Source organism: Deltaproteobacteria bacterium (genome assembly GCA_016874755.1).
GTDB lineage: Bacteria > Desulfobacterota > Binatia > UBA9968 > UBA9968 > DP-20.
Map to the genome: position 1 here is coordinate 1 of VGTH01000021.1, position 16,067 is coordinate 16,067.

General features: G+C 56.5%; 17 protein-coding genes and 2 pseudogenes. 18 read left to right on the plus strand and 1 reads right to left on the minus strand.

Going from position 1 to position 16,067, the window contains the following annotated elements; translation table 11 throughout:
• The first annotated feature begins 20 nt into the window (after positions 1-20).
• The 14 genes from FJ145_13920 (at position 21) to ilvN (ending at position 12,203) form a co-directional block, all read left to right on the plus strand.
• Complete coding sequence (locus FJ145_13920) at positions 21-296, plus strand: hypothetical protein (GenBank protein MBM4262513.1); 276 nt, start codon at positions 21-23, stop codon at positions 294-296.
• A gap of 443 nt (positions 297-739) precedes the next feature.
• Positions 740-1,987 carry a transcription termination factor Rho gene (locus tag FJ145_13925; GenBank protein MBM4262514.1) on the plus strand — a complete coding sequence of 416 codons (1,248 nt, stop codon included), beginning with the start codon at positions 740-742 and terminating at the stop codon, positions 1,985-1,987.
• A 242-nt stretch (positions 1,988-2,229) separates the two neighbouring features.
• The gene (rpsB, locus tag FJ145_13930) at positions 2,230-3,012 is read left to right on the plus strand and encodes a 30S ribosomal protein S2 (GenBank protein ID MBM4262515.1); all 783 of its coding nucleotides are present in this window, start codon (positions 2,230-2,232) and stop codon (positions 3,010-3,012) included.
• 5 nt (positions 3,013-3,017) lie between these two features.
• Positions 3,018-3,626, plus strand: coding sequence for a translation elongation factor Ts (gene tsf, locus FJ145_13935; GenBank protein MBM4262516.1), 609 nt, complete (start codon positions 3,018-3,020; stop codon positions 3,624-3,626).
• A gap of 15 nt (positions 3,627-3,641) precedes the next feature.
• A complete protein-coding gene (locus FJ145_13940) occupies positions 3,642-4,373 on the plus strand; it encodes a UMP kinase (protein MBM4262517.1) in 732 nt (243 codons plus the stop codon).
• On the plus strand, positions 4,370-4,927 hold the full coding sequence (locus FJ145_13945; protein ID MBM4262518.1) for a ribosome recycling factor: 558 nt from the start codon (positions 4,370-4,372) through the stop codon (positions 4,925-4,927). Before FJ145_13940 ends, FJ145_13945 begins: the two co-directional genes overlap by 4 nt.
• Positions 4,928-5,022: 95 nt before the next feature.
• Positions 5,023-5,802 (plus strand): isoprenyl transferase, encoded by a 780-nt coding sequence (locus FJ145_13950; GenBank protein MBM4262519.1) that lies wholly within the window; start codon positions 5,023-5,025, stop codon positions 5,800-5,802.
• Entirely contained in the window at positions 5,786-6,592 is an 807-nt protein-coding gene (locus FJ145_13955) for a phosphatidate cytidylyltransferase (GenBank protein ID MBM4262520.1), read from the plus strand. Before FJ145_13950 ends, FJ145_13955 begins: the two co-directional genes overlap by 17 nt.
• Positions 6,589-7,734, plus strand: a complete 1,146-nt coding sequence (locus FJ145_13960) for a 1-deoxy-D-xylulose-5-phosphate reductoisomerase (protein MBM4262521.1) — start codon at positions 6,589-6,591, stop codon at positions 7,732-7,734. The genes FJ145_13955 and FJ145_13960 overlap by 4 nt, the downstream gene beginning before the upstream one ends.
• Before the next feature lie 28 nt (positions 7,735-7,762).
• Positions 7,763-8,833: an RIP metalloprotease RseP gene (rseP, locus tag FJ145_13965; protein MBM4262522.1), complete on the plus strand. Its 1,071-nt coding sequence runs from the start codon at positions 7,763-7,765 to the stop codon at positions 8,831-8,833.
• Complete coding sequence (gene tsaB / locus FJ145_13970) at positions 8,830-9,555, plus strand: tRNA (adenosine(37)-N6)-threonylcarbamoyltransferase complex dimerization subunit type 1 TsaB (protein ID MBM4262523.1); 726 nt, start codon at positions 8,830-8,832, stop codon at positions 9,553-9,555. The genes rseP and tsaB overlap by 4 nt, the downstream gene beginning before the upstream one ends.
• Before the next feature lie 86 nt (positions 9,556-9,641).
• Positions 9,642-9,860, plus strand: a complete 219-nt coding sequence (locus FJ145_13975) for a DUF465 domain-containing protein (protein ID MBM4262524.1) — start codon at positions 9,642-9,644, stop codon at positions 9,858-9,860.
• Between the two features lie 27 nt (positions 9,861-9,887).
• Positions 9,888-11,669 carry a biosynthetic-type acetolactate synthase large subunit gene (gene ilvB / locus FJ145_13980; GenBank protein ID MBM4262525.1) on the plus strand — a complete coding sequence of 594 codons (1,782 nt, stop codon included), beginning with the start codon at positions 9,888-9,890 and terminating at the stop codon, positions 11,667-11,669.
• A gap of 12 nt (positions 11,670-11,681) precedes the next feature.
• A complete protein-coding gene (ilvN, locus tag FJ145_13985) occupies positions 11,682-12,203 on the plus strand; it encodes an acetolactate synthase small subunit (protein MBM4262526.1) in 522 nt (173 codons plus the stop codon).
• Between the two features lie 222 nt (positions 12,204-12,425).
• Here the strand turns inward: ilvN and FJ145_13990 are convergent.
• Positions 12,426-12,620: pseudogene (locus tag FJ145_13990) on the minus strand (hypothetical protein).
• A gap of 267 nt (positions 12,621-12,887) precedes the next feature.
• Here FJ145_13990 and FJ145_13995 point away from each other — a divergent pair.
• The 4 genes and pseudogenes from FJ145_13995 (at position 12,888) to pssA (ending at position 15,995) form a co-directional block, all read left to right on the plus strand.
• Positions 12,888-13,331 (plus strand): annotated as a pseudogene (locus FJ145_13995) (hypothetical protein).
• Between the two features lie 129 nt (positions 13,332-13,460).
• The gene (ilvC, locus tag FJ145_14000) at positions 13,461-14,477 is read left to right on the plus strand and encodes a ketol-acid reductoisomerase (protein MBM4262527.1); all 1,017 of its coding nucleotides are present in this window, start codon (positions 13,461-13,463) and stop codon (positions 14,475-14,477) included.
• Between the two features lie 34 nt (positions 14,478-14,511).
• Positions 14,512-15,141 carry a phosphatidylserine decarboxylase family protein gene (locus FJ145_14005; protein MBM4262528.1) on the plus strand — a complete coding sequence of 210 codons (630 nt, stop codon included), beginning with the start codon at positions 14,512-14,514 and terminating at the stop codon, positions 15,139-15,141.
• Between the two features lie 5 nt (positions 15,142-15,146).
• Positions 15,147-15,995 (plus strand): CDP-diacylglycerol--serine O-phosphatidyltransferase, encoded by an 849-nt coding sequence (gene pssA, locus FJ145_14010; protein MBM4262529.1) that lies wholly within the window; start codon positions 15,147-15,149, stop codon positions 15,993-15,995.
• The last annotated feature ends 72 nt before the right edge of the window (positions 15,996-16,067 follow it).

Below are 16,067 nucleotides of genomic sequence, written 5' to 3' on the forward strand. Positions count from 1 at the left end.
TCCGTTTAGGCGGAGAGGCGATGAGCTTGCTGCGCCTAAAGCCGCATACCGGGCGAACGCACCAACTGCGCGTTCACATGGCCGATATGAAATTTCCCTTGGTTGGCGATGCGGTTTACGGCGGCAAGGCTTTTCAAAACAAGAACAAAGAGGTCGCAGCCTGCCATGGCCTAGTGCGCCAGGCGCTCCATGCCGAGCGACTAGCTATCGCTCATCCGCGCTCGGCGCAGCGGATGGTTTTTAGCGCGCCCATGGCCGAGGACATGAGAGGTGCACTGGCAGCAGTTGGGGCTTGAGCCCTGGCTTGTTGGGCCGCAAACATGAATCTGGGGTTGACAACTAAAACGGGTTTCCCTAATATTAGGGCAACTAGGAAAAAGATCCATATCAAAAATCTCTTTTAGATTATCCCCACATAAATAACAAAACCGTTCATCGAAGTCCGGTCTAAAATTTGAATTCGTTTTGGTTAAAAGGACTCTGTTCCCTCTGTGCGGCCTTGTCGGATTGACATGTCTCGTTCGCATAACGCGCCCGTGCAAGTTTGTTCGGCGCTGCCGGCAGCAGCCCAAGGAATATTGAGGCCGCTGGTGTTCTCGGCACGTGGGTCGATGTTTTGACTACCTGCCAGTGTTTTCGGATATTTTTCGGGTTTGGCTTGAAAGGAGAGGTATAGTTTATGGTGCGTGGCAGAATGCGGGCCGCCGAGCTTGAAGCGGCGACGACCGACGACAACGGGTTGAATCTCAAAGCGCTAAAGGAAAAGAAAATTGGCGATTTAGCGCTGATCGGTAAGAACTTCAATATTGAAGGCGCTGCCAATATGCGCAAGCAGGAGCTGATCTTTGCGATCTTGCAAGCGCAGACCGAACAGAACGGCCACATCTATGGCGAAGGGGTTTTGGAAACTTTGCCCGACGGCTTCGGCTTCTTGCGAGCGCCGGACTATAACTACCTTCCAGGTCCCGACGATATCTATGTTTCACCGAGCCAGATTCGCCGCTTCAACCTGCGCACCGGCGATATTATCTCCGGCCACATTCGCCCGCCGAAGGAAGGGGAGCGTTACTTCGCACTGCTCAAAGTTGAATCGATCAATTTCGAGGACCCGGAGCGGGCGCGCGAAAAGATCCTGTTCGACAACCTAACGCCGCTTTATCCCAACGAACGGCTCAAGCTGGAAAGCCATCCGGAAGATTACACAACCCGCATTGTCGACCTGTTGACGCCCATCGGCAAAGGACAGCGCGGTTTGATTGTTGCTGCTCCGCGCACCGGCAAAACGATGATGCTGCAGCATGTCGCCAAAGCGATCGCGCAAAATCATAAAGAAGTGGTTTTGATTGTTTTGTTGATCGATGAGCGGCCCGAAGAAGTCACCGATATGCAGCGGTCGGTCGATGGCGAAGTGATCAGCTCGACTTTCGACGAGCCGGCAACCCGCCACGTCCAGGTCGCCGAGATGGTGATCGAGAAGGCCAAGCGGCTGGTCGAGCACGGCAAAGACGTGGTGATTTTGCTCGATAGCATCACGCGCTTGGCGCGCGCCTACAACACGGTGGTGCCGCCCAGTGGCAAGATTCTCTCCGGCGGCGTCGATTCCAACGCCCTGCACAAGCCGAAAAAGTTTTTTGGCGCAGCCCGCAATATTGAAGACGGCGGCAGCTTGACGATTATCGCCACCGCGCTCATCGACACGGGCAGCCGCATGGACGAGGTTATTTTCGAAGAGTTCAAAGGCACCGGCAACATGGAAGTGCATCTAGACCGCCGGCTGATGGACAAACGGGTCTTCCCGGCCATCGACATCAACAAGTCGGGCACCCGCAAAGAAGAACTCTTGATCGCCCGCGAAGATTTGAACCGCATCTGGATCTTGCGCAAAGTTTTGTCGCAATTGAGCGTGGTCGAAGCGATGGAATTTCTGCTCGACAAGATGCACGGCACGAAAACCAACAAGGAGTTCCTCGAATCGATGAATCAGTAAGTGCTGCGCGGTCTTATCGCCGTATCTTGCCTTGCGTGATCGGCCGATCTTTGTTAGAAAATATCGGCTAGTCTTAGTTTACACTACAATCGTTGGCTGCCGGTGGTTGCGAAGTCATAGAGCCGTCCGGCCGCTTTTTGTTGCGAAAATTCACACCCTATCCGATTCGCTCGAAGTGCCCGGGCCGGGTCCGAAGCGGAGTAGACGATGGGGGAGGGACAAAACTAAAGGAGAAAGATCGAATGGCTGAAGTGACGATGAAACAACTCTTGGAGGCCGGTGTCCATTTTGGCCATCAGACGAGCCGCTGGAATCCAAAAATGAAGCAATACATTTTTGGCGCACGCAACGGCATCCACATTATCGATCTCCAGCAAACCGTGTCCATGTTCAAGGATTTGGAAACCATCGTGCGCAATATCGCCGCTGGCGGCGGTCATATTCTTTTTGTCGGCACCAAAAAACAGGCGCAGGGCGCGATCCGCGAGGAGGCCGAACGCTGCGGCATGTATCACGTGCAGAACCGTTGGCTGGGCGGCACGCTGACGAATTTTACGACGATTCGCCAGAGTATCGACCGGCTGCGCAAGCTTGAAGAGATGGAAAACGATCCAAAGATCGTCGATGCGCTGACTAAAAAAGAGATGCTCGGTCTGCGCCGCGAAAAAGAAAAGCTCGAACAATCGCTCGGCGGTATCAAAGCGATGCGCAAGCTGCCGGATGCCATGTTTGTCATCGATCCTAAACAGGAAGAGATTGCCGTCAAAGAGGCGCGCAAGTTGGGCATCCCGGTCATTGCCGTGATTGACACCAACTGCGATCCCGATTTGATCGATTACAAGGTGCCGGGTAACGATGACGCGATTCGCGCGATCCGGCTGTTCTGCTCGGCCATTGCCGAGGCGGTGAACGAAGGCAAGCTGATCTACGAACAGGCCTTGGTCAAGGGCAAAGAAGCGGATGGCGCCGCTGGCGAACCGGTGGCAGAAGCGCCGGCTGAAGGCGCGCTGGCGAGAGGAGTTTAGCTTTCATGGAAGTAAGCGCTAGTGTCGTAAAAGAGCTCCGGGAGAAAACCGGCGCTGGCATGATGGACTGCAAGAAAGCCCTGGCTGAAACCGGCGGTGATCTTGAGAAAGCAGTCGATTTCCTGCGCCAAAAAGGGCTGGCGGCGGCGGCCAAAAAGGCCGACCGAGTGGCGGCCGACGGTGCCGTTGGTGCCTACGTCCATCCGGGCGGCAAGATCGGCGTGCTATTGGAAATCAATTGCGAGACCGATTTCGTCGCGCGCACTCCCGAGTTTCAAGCGCTCCTCAAAGACGTCGCCATGCAGGTGGCGGCGGCCAGTCCCCGCTACGTGCGCCGCGAAGAGGTGAGCGCTGAAGAGTTTGAAAAAGAAAAGGTGATCTATCGCCAGCAGGCGTTGGAGTCGGGCAAACCGGAAAAAGTCGTCGACAAGATCGTCGAAGGCAAGATGGAGAAATTCTATTCCGACGTCTGTTTGATGGAACAGTCCTTCATCAAAGATCCGGATAAGAAAGTCACCGACGTGATCAACGAGGCGATCGGGCGTTTGGGTGAAAAGATTCAAGTGCGGCGCTTCTCGCGCTACCATCTGGGTGAAGGAGTCTCGAAAGAGTAACGGCGATTCGGATTCATGAACAACGGCGGCCCCAAGTACAAAAGGATCATCCTTAAAGTCACCGGTGAAGTCTTTGCCGGTACCGGCAATTTCGGCATCGACGGCAAGACCATCAAGTCCTTTGCGCAGGAGATCAAGGAAGTCAAAGAGCTCGGTTGCGAGCTCGCGTTGGTGGTCGGCGGCGGTAATATTTTTCGCGGCGCCGTGGCCAGTGAAATCGGCATGGAGCGCGCCAGCGCCGACAACATGGGGATGCTGGCCACGGTGATCAATAGCTTGGCGCTACAGGACGCGCTGGAGAAGATCGGCGTGTCAACCCGAGTGTTGTCCGCCATTGAGATGCGCCAGGTGGCTGAGCCATACATCCGTCGCCGTGCGACGCGCCATTTGGAAAAGGGCCGGGTGGTAATTTTCGCCGGCGGCACCGGCAACCCCTATTTTACCACCGACACGACTGCCAGCCTGCGCGCCATGGAGATCGGCGCTGAAGTGGTGCTCAAGGCGACCAAGGTCGACGGTGTCTATGACGCCGACCCCTTCAAGCATGCCGGGGCTACTAAGTTCGCTGAGCTTACCTACAGCGAGGTTTTGGCGAGGCAGCTCCAGGTCATGGACTTGACTGCGATCTCGTTATGCATGGAAAAATCACTGCCGATCGTCGTCTTCAATATTATGGAGAAAGGAAATATTAAAAGGGTCATTTCAGGAGAGCCCATCGGCACTCTAGTCAGCGGAGGAAAGCCATGAACGATGCGATCTTCACTCAGCTGCAAAAAGAGATGGATCAATCGGTCGGATCGTTGCGCAAGGAGCTGGCGAAATTGCGCACCGGGCGCGCGACGACGACACTGCTCGATCATGTCGTCGTCGCATATTACGGTGCCCATACGCCGCTGAACCAACTGGCGACCTTAAGCGCGCCGGAGCCGCGCTTGCTGGTGATTCAGCCCTTCGATCGCAGCGCCATGGGCGAGATCGAAAAAGCGATACTGAAATCGGATCTCGGTATGACGCCCAACAACGACGGCAAGATCATCCGCGTGCCGGTGCCCCAGTTGACCGAAGAACGCCGCAAAGACTTGGTCAAACATGTCAAGAAAATCGGCGAGGAGTTCAGAGTCTCTCTGCGCAATCACCGGCGGGTGGCGATCGAGCACTTGAAAGAATCCGAAAAGAAGAAAGAGATCACCGCCGATGATTCTAAGCATGGCAACGAGCGCATCCAAAAAATCACCGACGAGTTCATCGGCAAAATCGACGACCTCTTAAAAGCTAAGGAGAAAGAGGTAATGGAGGTTTGAGTCCCTCCGTTTGGCCGCGCGCGGCAACTTTGCCGGTGCCGCGTCTAGATTTGGCGGTTCCCACCTGGGCATGAACAAGGCCATAGTTTAACCCTATGGATTTGAACGGTCTCGACACAACGCGTCTGCCGCGTCACGTGGCCATCATTATGGACGGCAACGGCCGTTGGGCAAAATCCCGCGGCAAGAGCCGCATCGAAGGCCACCGTCGCGGCAAGACTTCCGTGCGCGTCATCGTCGAATTGGCGCGCAAAATCGGCATCGAATACCTCACCCTTTATGCTTTCTCGACGGAGAATTGGCTGCGGCCGCGCGATGAAGTGCATGCCTTGATGGGATTGCTCGAGCATTATTTGATTGCCGAGCAGCCGAAGATGATGCGCTATGGCATTCGCTTGTTGTCCATCGGCGACCGTAGCCGATTGCCGGATAGCGTGCGCCGCACGTTGGAGCATGTCATTGAGATTACCCGCGACAACCAGCGCATGACCGTGGTTTTGGCCTTGAGCTACAGTGGACGCGATGAGCTGGTTCGGGCGCTGCGAAAGATCGCTGGAGAAGTTCGCGACGGCAAGTTTGGCGCTGAGCAGATTGACGAAGAGCTGGTTTCTGCGCGTATGGACACTCCGGAGGTGCCGGATCCAGATCTCCTGATTCGCACCAGCGGCGAGATGCGCGTTAGCAACTTTTATCTTTGGCAGCTGGCTTACAGTGAGCTCTACATTACGCAAATCCTCTGGCCCGACTTTCGCGAGCAGGCGTTTATCGAAGCGTTGATCGAGTACCAGCGCCGGCGCCGCCGTTTCGGACGCACCGACGAGCAGGTCGTCGAACCCGTGGCGTCTTCCCTGGAGGCGGGTGGAAGCAAATCTTAGAGCACGCCTTCTCACCGCGCTGGTCGGCGTGCCGTTGCTGATCCTTTTGGTCGCGCGCAGCTCAACGGCCGTTTTCTCCACGGTTATCTTTTTCGTAACAGTGCTTGCTTTGGGCGAGTATTTTCGCATGGTCTTCCCCAACGGGTTGCGCGACCAGTTGCTCGGTGTCGGCTTCGGCGCGGCGTTGAGCTTGTCGTTGTTGTATGGCGGCGCCGAGACGGTGCAGCTAAGCACGGCTTTGGTGCTGCTGCTCTACTTTTCTCTCTACATCTGGCTTAGCGGTTCTTTGGAAGACAAGCTGCGCCGTTTGGCTTGGCTGATGCTGGGGGGGTTCTACCTGGGCTACTTGCTGCCGCACTTGGCTTTGTTGTTTCGTCTGCCCGAGGGGCGCCACTGGGTGTTGTTTGTTTTGATCGTCATCATGAGCGGCGATAGCGTCGCTTACTTTGCCGGCAAACGGTTCGGCAAAAAGCGCTTGGCGCCGGAGATTAGCCCGGGGAAGACCGTCGAAGGAGCGCTCGGCTATTTCGCCGGCAGCGTTATCGCCGGGCTGATCGGGGCGAAATATCTGTTCGTGGGAATTAGCGCGCATACCATTTGCGCTCTGGCGCTGGTCTTGGCGACCCTGGGACAGGTCGGCGATTTGTTTGAATCTTGGATCAAGAGGGTCTTTTCGGTCAAAGACTCCGGTCAGCTGCTGCCGGGCCACGGTGGTTTGCTCGATCGCCTCGATAGTTTGATCTTTCCGGCTGTGTTTACCACGGCGTATCTGCGAGTATTCTATCCATGAAGACCATTGCTCTCTTAGGTTCCACCGGTTCCATCGGCGTCAGCACGCTTGCCCTGGTGCGCGAGTTTCCCGACCGATTTCGCGTGCATGGCATGGCCGCTGGGCAAAACATCGCTCTGCTCGCCAAGCAGATAAAAGAATTTTCCCCGCGCTGCGTCGCCATCAAGAACGAGCAGGACGTGCCGCGGCTGCGCAAGCTGCTTGGCAAGCAGCGCGTGGAAATACTCTGGGGCCAAGCGGGAGCCACCGCGGTGGCGACGGCGAGCGAGGTCGACGTCGTGTTAGCGGCCATTGTCGGCGGCGCCGGCTTGATGCCGACCCTGATGGGGGTGCACGCTGGCAAAGAGATCGCTCTGGCGAACAAAGAGGCGCTGGTGATGGCGGGCGAAGTGTTTGTCGGCGCTGCGCGCAAGAAGGGCGTGCGTTTGTTGCCGGTGGACAGCGAACACAGCGCGATTTTTCAGTGCCTGCAGGGGAACCGGCGCGACGAGGTCGACAAGCTCATTTTGACAGCTTCCGGCGGGCCGTTTTTGCGCACGCCGATCGCCAGCCTGGACAAAGTCACCGTGGCCCAAGCGCTCAAGCATCCTAACTGGAAAATGGGGCAGAAGATTACCATCGATTCCGCGACGATGATGAACAAGGGGTTGGAAGTGATCGAGGCGCGTTGGGAGTTTGACATGGAACCGCGCCACATCGAGGTCGTGATCCATCCGCAGAGCGTCGTGCATTCCATGGTGCGCTATCAGGATGGCGCGATCATGGCGCAGTTGGGGATTCCCGATATGCGCATTCCGATCGCCTACGCGCTCAGCTATCCAAATCGGCTAAAAGGTGGCTGGCGGCCTCTGGAAGTGACCCAGCAAAGCGAGTTAAACTTCTTGCCTGTGGAAAAACGACGCTACCCGGCATTGCAGTTGGCCTACGACGCCTTGAAAGTTGGGGGCACCCTGCCGGCGGTGCTCAATGCTGCCAATGAAGTCGCGGTGGCGGCGTTTCTGCGCGGCCAGATCGGGTTTCGCGAGATCCACAAAATTATTGCCCGGACGATGCACAAGCACACGGCGTCGCATCCCAAGCAAATCGAAGAGATATTGGAAGTCGATCGCTGGGCGCGCGCTTGCGCCGGTGCCATGATCTAAACCAAGGAGACGCTCCATGGAGAATGTGCTGTACTCAGTCGTCGCTGCCATCATCGGCTTGGGTGTGTTGATTGTCATTCACGAGTTTGGCCATTTTTTATTCGCCAAGTTGTCCGGCGTCGGCGTGCTAACTCTTTCCGTCGGCTTCGGCCCGAAGATCTGGGTGAAAAAGAAGGGTGAAACCGAATACGCGCTGAGCGCGTTCCCACTCGGCGGCTACGTCAAGATGGTCGGCGAAGATCCTGAACAACCGGTGGAAGCGGTGGACGTGGAACGTTCTTTTGCCCACAAGAGCTTGCTCAAGCGGGTGGCCATCGTGGCCGCGGGACCGGGCTTCAATCTCTTGTTGGCGGTTCTGCTACTGGCGATCGTTTTTGTCTTCTACGGCGTGCCGGTGGTGTCCAACCAGGTGGGCAGCGTCGAAGTCGGATCGCCGGCGGAGCGCGCCGGCATTCAGAAAGGTGACGTGATCACGTCGATCAACGGCCAGCCCGTGCAGGTTTGGGAGGAGTTGTCGAAAGGCATCAAGGAAAGCGAGGGCAAGCCGCTGGCGCTCAAGGTGCAACGGGAGTCTAAGGAACTGGCACTCAGCGTGCAGCCCAATCGCAAAGAAGGGCGTAATATTTTCGGTGAAAAACGCGACGAATGGATGATCGGTATTGGCAGCCATGTATCGATTCAAAAGGGAAAGCCTGGGCTGGCCATCGTCAAGGCATTTCAGCAGACTTATGAATACTCGAAGCTGACCCTGATGGCCCTCTATAAGATGCTGGTCGGAGAAGTTTCGCCGCGCAATCTCGGCGGGCCGATTTTGATTGCGCAAATGGCCGGCCAACAGGCTCAAGAAGGGCTCGGTAGCTTTCTCGCTTTCCTCGCCGTCTTGAGTATCAACTTGGGAGTCCTCAATCTATTGCCTGTGCCGATGCTGGATGGCGGGCACTTAATGTTCTTTGCGGTGGAATCGATCATTCGCCGCCCGGTGGGGGTGCGCCAGCGCGAAATCGCCCAACAGGTCGGAATCTTCCTGCTCATGCTTTTGATGGTCTACGCTTTCTACAATGATATCGCGCGGTTTTTTGAAAAGCAGGTGGGCGGATGAGAATACTTGGGATCGACACCGCCGCCACCTTTGCCAGCGTTGCGATAGTCGAAAATGATCTCCTGGTAGCCCAGCGCTGCTATCCTGAGAAGGGCTCGGGCCAAGCTAAGAGCAATCACGCGGAAGTCATCCTGCCGTTGCTCGGTCGCGTCCTGGACGAGGCAGGAGTGGCAGCTGCGGATATCGACCGAATCGCTGTTTCCATCGGCCCGGGCTCTTTCACCGGCGTGCGCATTGGTCTCAGTACCGCCAAAGGTTTTGCCTTTGGCTGTGGCATCCCGGTAGTCGGCATATCGACTCTTATGGCCTACGCCACCGCGGTCAGCGGCTTTGAGTGTGTCTGTCCGCTCCTGGACGCGCGCAAAAAAGAGGTCTACGCGGCGCTGTTTCGTTGCGAGGCCGGAAAAATTCAACGGTTAACCGAAGATTTGGTTGCGCCGGTAGCGGGCATTGTCCAACAAATCGCCCAACGTGGCGCCAGCACTTGTGCGCTAATCGGTTCTGGCGCGCAGCTTTACGGTCGAGCGATTCAGGACGAGCTTGGCGCGCACATTGCCTTGGTTGAAGAACCGGCGGATTTCACGGTGGCGGCCGCGGTGGCACGACTGGCCAGTGGCGCTGGTGACACGGATACTCTGAATATCGCCGAGCTCATCCCTGCCTATGTGCGTTCCTCGGAGGCCGAATCTAAACGCCCAAGCGCTGCTAACTTATCAAATTGAAAGTAAAAAGCTGCGTTGACAAAAAATCGACCGTAAGTTAAATTTAGCCCCGCTCGAAAACTTCATAAATTCTTAAGGAGGCCCCAATGGAGGTAAGAGAAGAGCAAGCGATAGTGGCCCTGTTGGACCGCGATCCGGAGTTGCGCAAACATTATGAAGAACATCAAGAGCTGGAGAAACAATTACAAACCTTTCAAAACAAACATCACTTATCGCCCGAAGAAGAAGTCGAAATGAAACGCATCCAAAAGCTCAAGCTTGCCGGTAGAGACAAGATGATGGAGATACTTGGCAAACATCGTTAAAATAGCACTGCAAATTGGGGAGCCATAATGAAAATCACCGGAGCTGAAATCTTCTGCGAATCGCTCAGGCGCGAGGGCGTTAAGACCGTTTTTGGTTTGCCCGGAGGCGTCGTATTGAAGATTTTCGACGTCCTGTGTCAACAGAAAGATATTGAGCTGGTGCTAACCCGCCACGAGCAAGGCGCCGCTCACATGGCTGAGGGCTATGCGAAAGCAACCGGCAAAGCGGGCGTCGTTTTGGTTACTTCCGGTCCCGGTATGACCAACATCGTCACCGGGCTTGCGGATGCGTATATGGACTCGGTGCCGCTGGTGGCTTTTACTGGCCAAGTCTCGACGGACTTGATCGGTAACGATGCCTTTCAGGAAGCCGACAACGTCGGCATCAGCCGTCCTTGCACCAAGCATAATGTGCTGGTGAAAGACGTCAAAGATCTTGCCCTTGCCATTAAAGAGGCGTTTTACATCGCCACGAGCGGCCGGCCCGGCCCGGTCTTGGTCGATATTCCCAAGGACGTCAGCACGGCGAAAGCCGAGTTTATCTATCCTGACAAGGTAACGTTACGCGGCTACAATCCTGCGGTCGATGGCAGTAAGAACCAGATAAAACTGGCCGCCGAAGAGATCATGAAAGCAAAGAAACCGATGATCTACGTCGGCGGCGGCGCGGTGTTCTCCGATGCCGCGGATGAAATCAAAGAACTCGCCGAAATCACCCAGATCCCGGTGACGATGACCTTGATGGGGCTGGGGAGTTTTCCTGGAACCCATCCACTTTCACTCGGCATGCTCGGCATGCACGGTGGTTACTGGACCAACATGGCGATGCACCACGCCGATCTCTTGATCGCGGTGGGCGCGCGTTTCGACGACCGGGTCACCGGCAAGCTCGATGCGTTTTGCCCCGAGGCGCGGGTGATTCACATCGACATCGATCCGACCTCGATCAAGAAAACCTTTCACGCGCATATCCCGATCGTCGGCGACGTTAAAACCGTGCTGCGCCAGATGAACGTGGCGCTGCGCTCGCTCGATGGCAATCCCAAAGAAATGCAGTCGCGGCGCGCCCCCTGGCTTAAACAAGTGGGCGATTGGAGAAAAACCCATCCGCTGACCTACAAGCAGGACGACAAAATCACCAAGCCTCAATACGTGATCGAGAAGCTGTTCGAGTTGACTAATCATGACGCGATCGTCGCCACCGACGTTGGCCAACATCAAATGTTCGCCGCGCAATACTTCAAGGGGAGCCGGCCGCGCACCTGGCTCACTTCGGGTGGCCTGGGCACCATGGGGTTCGGTTTCCCAGCCGCCATTGGCGCGCAGAAAGCGTTTCCCGATCGTTTGGTGCTATGCATCACCAGCGAGGGCAGTTTTCAGATGAATCTGCAGGAGCTGGTGGTGGCGGCGGAGCACAAGCTGCCGGTTAAGATTGTCTTGCTCAACAACGGTGTGCACGGCATGGTGCGCCAATGGCAAGATCTTTTTTATGAAAGCCGCTATTCGGCGAGTCTGCTCGGCAAGATGCCCGACTTTGTTAAACTTGCCGATGCCTATGGCATCGCCGGGCTGCGCGCGTTGAAGCCGGCAGAGGTGGAGCCGGTGCTCAAAGAGGGGCTCAAACACAAAGGTCCCGTGTTGATGGACATCCACACCGATCCGTTTGAGAACTGCTACCCGATGATTCCCGCCGGCGGGGCGCAGCATGAAATGATGCTCGAGGATCCGCCGGAGTTGGAAATAACGCGCAAAGGCGGCTCACACAAAAGAAAGGTGGACGAGGAGGAGAAGGGCGTTCTTCCTGCCTGATAACAGCGACGAATGGAACATATCATCTCGGTTTTGGTAGAGAACAAGTTCGGCGTGCTGGCGCGCGTGGCCGGACTGTTTAGCGCGCGCGGTTATAACATCGAAAGCTTGTCGGTGGCACCGACTCTCGACCCGACGACCTCGATGATTACGATCGTTACCATCGGCGACGACCGCATCATTGAGCAGATTATGAAGCAGCTCAACAAAGTCGTCGAGGTGCTCAAGGTCATCGATTTGACCGAGACCAAATTCCTCGACCGCGAAACCGCGCTGATCAAGGTTCACACCAAGCTGGAACATCGCGACGAGGCGATTCGTATTGCCGATATCTTTCGCGCCAAGATCGTCGATTCGTCGGCGACAACGTACACCATCGAAATTACCGGGGACGTTGGTAAGGTGGAGGCGCTGATTCGCTTGCTGCAGCCCTTGGGGATCAAAGAGCTGATTCGCACTGGGCGCATCGCCATTGCCCGCGAAAATGCCCATACCGAGGCGCCCAGTCGAGAGCCTGCCCTGCTCAAGGCGTAGCCCCAATCTTTTTAGACTCGCTCGAGAGCGACAAAACGAAAAAAGCCGGGTGTGATAGCAATCACACCCGGCTTTTTTATCAGATGAAAAACAGGTTTACTTTTTCATTTTGTCGACAGCTTCTTTGCCGACTTCTTTGGCTTTCTCAATCACTTTACCAGCAGCATCCTTGCCAACTCCCTTGGCCTTATCCATCGCGCCCGCGGCGCCTTCTTTGGCTTTGCCCATAGCACCGGCCGCTGCGTCCTTCGCTCCCGCGGCGGCGTCTTTTGCCCCTGCCGCTGCATCCTTTGCAGCATCTTTGGCAGCATCCATCGCGCCCGCGGCCCCTTCTTTAGCTTTCTCTACGGCGCTCGAAGCGGCGTCCTTGGCCGCGTCCATTGCGCCACCGGCTGCATCTTTGGCTTCGCCCGCCGCTCCCTTAGCAGCTTTGGTTGCTTCGGTTGCAGCCTCCTTGGCTTTGCCGCAGCCACCTGCGGAAAAAATAAATGCCGCGGCGACCGCCCCCAAAAATACGTTTCTAAATGTATTCATGTCCTAACAGTTCCTCCTTTTTTGACCCTAAAAATTTTCATTTAGTCATAACATACAATCCCTGCTCTTTTCAAGGTAAATCTTGACAGGTATTACACTATTAGGTGGTCTAAGCGACTTTATGGCGGAACCAGAGAAAGTGAGCGACTTATGAAGCAACGATGTCTTGGTTGTGCAGTTATTCTATGGGGGCTGCTCCTGGGCGGCTGCGCCGCGCAGCGGCCGCTACTCTAACCCAACGAACAGCTGCGCCGGGTTGGCAGCGCGGCCGCGGATCGCGACATTAACTATTGCATGGCCCAAGCCGAGGAATATACCTCGTCGTCGAGCCGCACTGGCCGAGTGCTCGAAGGTGCGGCCACGCAAGGGGGCACGAGCGCGGCGATCGGTGCGGCGACGGGGGCGGCGGGCGGCGCCATCGTTGGGCGGGCTGGGCCCTCGGCGGCGGTCGGCGCGGCCGGCGGCCTGGCTGCCGGAACCGTGAGTGGTCTGATTTCAGGACTTTCGCGCAAAGAAAATCCGAGCCCGCTCTATCGTAGTTTCGTCGATCGGTGCTTGCGCGAACGGGGCTACGATCCCATCGGTTGGGAGTAGCGGCCGGGCACCGAAGAGCGTTTCCAAGCTCCGGCGGTGGCACGCTTGGGCGATTGTCCGACGAGTTGTCATTGACTTAAAATAGGGCAGTCGGCATAGTGTAGCTTCCAAACGAAGAGGAGAGTGAGAATGCAGGTCTACTACGATCGTGATGCTGACTTGGGTGTGCTGCGGGGAAAGAAGGTTGCGGTGATGGGTTATGGCAGCCAAGGGCATGCGCACGCCAATAATTTGAGAGATTCGGGCGTCGAGGTCGTCGTTGGTTTGCGCAAAGGCAGCAGCTCATGGCCCAAGGCGGAAAATGCCGGTCTCAAGGTTCTGGAAACTGCTGACGCGGCTGTGGCAGCCGACATCGTCATGATCTTGTTGCCGGATGAGTTACAGGGTGAGGCCTACGAGAAAGAGATTCGGCCGGGTCTCAAAATGGGAAACTCGCTGGCTTTTGGACACGGCTTTAACATTCATTTCAAACGAGTGGTGGCCCCGCCGGATGTCAATGTGTTCATGGTGGCGCCTAAGGGGCCGGGCCATCTGGTGCGCAGCGAATACCAGAAAGGCCGCGGTGTCCCATGCCTCTTGGCCGTGCATCAAGACCCGTCGGGCGACACCAAGAAAGTCGGCTTGGCTTACGCCAGCGCCATTGGCGGTGCCCGCGCAGCGGTGATTGAGACCACGTTCAAGGACGAAACCGAAACCGATCTCTTTGGCGAACAGTCGGTGCTGTGCGGCGGCTTGTGCGCGTTGATCCAGGCCGGCTACGAAACCTTAGTAAACGCCGGCTATCCGCCCGAGATGGCCTATTTCGAATGCGTGCACGAGGTGAAACTGATCGTCGATTTGATCTACGAGGGCGGCATGGCCAACATGCGCTACTCGATCAGCAACACCGCCGAATACGGCGACTTGACCCGCGGCAAGCGCGTCATCGGACCGGAAGTGCGCCAGGCGATGCAGACGATTCTCAAAGACATTCAGTCGGGCAAGTTCGCCGAAGAATGGATCAACGAATACAAGGCTGGCATGCCGCACTTCACCGAGCTGCGCAAAGAAGCGGCGAATCATCCGCTGGAAAAAGTCGGCGCCGGCTTGCGCGAAATGATGCCCTGGTTGGGGCAAAACCGGCTGGTCGACAAGAGCAAGAACTAGTTCGGGTTGCGACGCGTGGAAGATTTCGATTTACATGTCTATTGCGCGCGAAGGATTTCCACTGATCGCGGCCGCGCTGGCGCTGGCGCTGGTGGCATTTCTCTTAGGCTGGTGGATTGCGGCTTGGGGTTTCGCGTTATTGGCGCTGGCGATCACCGGGTTTTTTCGCGACCCGGAGCGCGTCATTCCGTCGACCAAAGGGGTGATTGTCTCGCCGGCGGACGGTAAAGTCGTGAGTATTGCGGCGGTGGACAGCGATCCGTTGTTTACCGAAGCGGCAACCCGGGTCAGTATTTTTCTTTCGCCGGTGGATGTTCACATCAATCGCGTGCCAGCGGCGGGTCGAATCGAAGCTGTGAAATATCAAAGCGGCAAATTTCTCGCGGCGTACAAAGCCGAAGCATCCCGTCAAAATGAACAGAATGCCGTCATGCTTTCCACCGAGCAAGGCCAGCAACTGGGTGTCGTGCAGATTGCCGGTTGGTTGGCGCGGCGTATCGTCTGCCATGCCAAGCAGGGCGAGCGCTACGCGCAGGGTGATCGCTTCGGATTGATCATGTTCGGTTCGCGCACGGATACCTATCTGCCGAAGGGTTGCAAAGTCGAGGTCGTTGAGGGACAGCGGGTCAAAGGCGGCGAAACCGTGCTCGGGAGGTTTGTATGAGTGCGATGAATGCGCAAGATCCCGAATCCTTTGCTACCAGGAGCAAAGTCCGTCTATTGCAACGGCGCACCCGGCCGCGCACGCCGCTGCGTCAGCGCGTGCCGGCGGAAAAACTGCGCATGGGGGTTTACCTCATTCCGAGTTTGTTCACGGCGGGCAATCTCATCTGCGGCTTTTTCTCGCTGATCTCGACGTTCCATGGCGATTACCTGCATGCCACTTACTTTATCATCATTGCCAACATCCTCGACGGCCTCGATGGCTACGCCGCCCGCCTGACTCGCTCCACCAGCCAATTTGGCGTCGAGTTTGACTCGCTGGCGGACGTGGTTTCCTTTGGTGTGGCGCCGGCGGTGTTGGTGTATTTTTGGGCGTTGGTCCCCTGGGGCACGTGGGGTTGGCTGGCCGCCGGCACGTTCGTCGTTTGCGGCGCGCTGCGGCTGTCGCGCTTTAACGTCCAGAGCACTGGGCCGTCAAAAGGACATTTCGTTGGTTTGCCAATTCCCGCAGCGGCCGAGATGATTGCCGCCATCGTCATCATGTACTACTTTTTGGGGGGCGCAGGGGCGCCGCACAAAGGAATCACTCTGCTGCTGGCCATTTATGGGTTGGCGTTATTGATGGTTAGTAGCTTTCCCTATTTTAGCTTGAAGAATAAAGACCTGCGCAAGCGGCTGCCTTTTTGGATTTTGGTTTCCGGCATCGTTTTGATTACACTCTTCATTGCTGAGCCGCAGATCATGTTCTTTACGTTATTCTTATCATACACGTTATCCGGGCCTTTATTATGGTGCTTCACTACGTACAAGCACCGGCGGGAGAGGAGACGGGAGATGACCCCAGCGTCGTCTTGAGCCCCGGCTCTACAAAGAGACAGACAAACTCCCGTTGGCCATGCCGCGGGAGTTTTCGTTTCTAGGCAGGGC

Coding starts and splice junctions, on each gene's coding strand:
- FJ145_13920 (MBM4262513.1), top strand. CDS start 21: ATGAGCTTGCTGCGCCTAAAGCCGCATACCGGGCGAACGCACCAACTG.
- rpsB (MBM4262515.1), top strand. CDS start 2,230: ATGGCTGAAGTGACGATGAAACAACTCTTGGAGGCCGGTGTCCATTTT.
- tsf (MBM4262516.1), top strand. CDS start 3,018: ATGGAAGTAAGCGCTAGTGTCGTAAAAGAGCTCCGGGAGAAAACCGGC.
- FJ145_13940 (MBM4262517.1), top strand. CDS start 3,642: ATGAACAACGGCGGCCCCAAGTACAAAAGGATCATCCTTAAAGTCACC.
- FJ145_13945 (MBM4262518.1), top strand. CDS start 4,370: ATGAACGATGCGATCTTCACTCAGCTGCAAAAAGAGATGGATCAATCG.
- FJ145_13950 (MBM4262519.1), top strand. CDS start 5,023: ATGGATTTGAACGGTCTCGACACAACGCGTCTGCCGCGTCACGTGGCC.
- FJ145_13960 (MBM4262521.1), top strand. CDS start 6,589: ATGAAGACCATTGCTCTCTTAGGTTCCACCGGTTCCATCGGCGTCAGC.
- tsaB (MBM4262523.1), top strand. CDS start 8,830: ATGAGAATACTTGGGATCGACACCGCCGCCACCTTTGCCAGCGTTGCG.
- FJ145_13975 (MBM4262524.1), top strand. CDS start 9,642: ATGGAGGTAAGAGAAGAGCAAGCGATAGTGGCCCTGTTGGACCGCGAT.
- ilvB (MBM4262525.1), top strand. CDS start 9,888: ATGAAAATCACCGGAGCTGAAATCTTCTGCGAATCGCTCAGGCGCGAG.
- ilvN (MBM4262526.1), top strand. CDS start 11,682: ATGGAACATATCATCTCGGTTTTGGTAGAGAACAAGTTCGGCGTGCTG.
- ilvC (MBM4262527.1), top strand. CDS start 13,461: ATGCAGGTCTACTACGATCGTGATGCTGACTTGGGTGTGCTGCGGGGA.
- FJ145_14005 (MBM4262528.1), top strand. CDS start 14,512: ATGTCTATTGCGCGCGAAGGATTTCCACTGATCGCGGCCGCGCTGGCG.
- pssA (MBM4262529.1), top strand. CDS start 15,147: ATGAATGCGCAAGATCCCGAATCCTTTGCTACCAGGAGCAAAGTCCGT.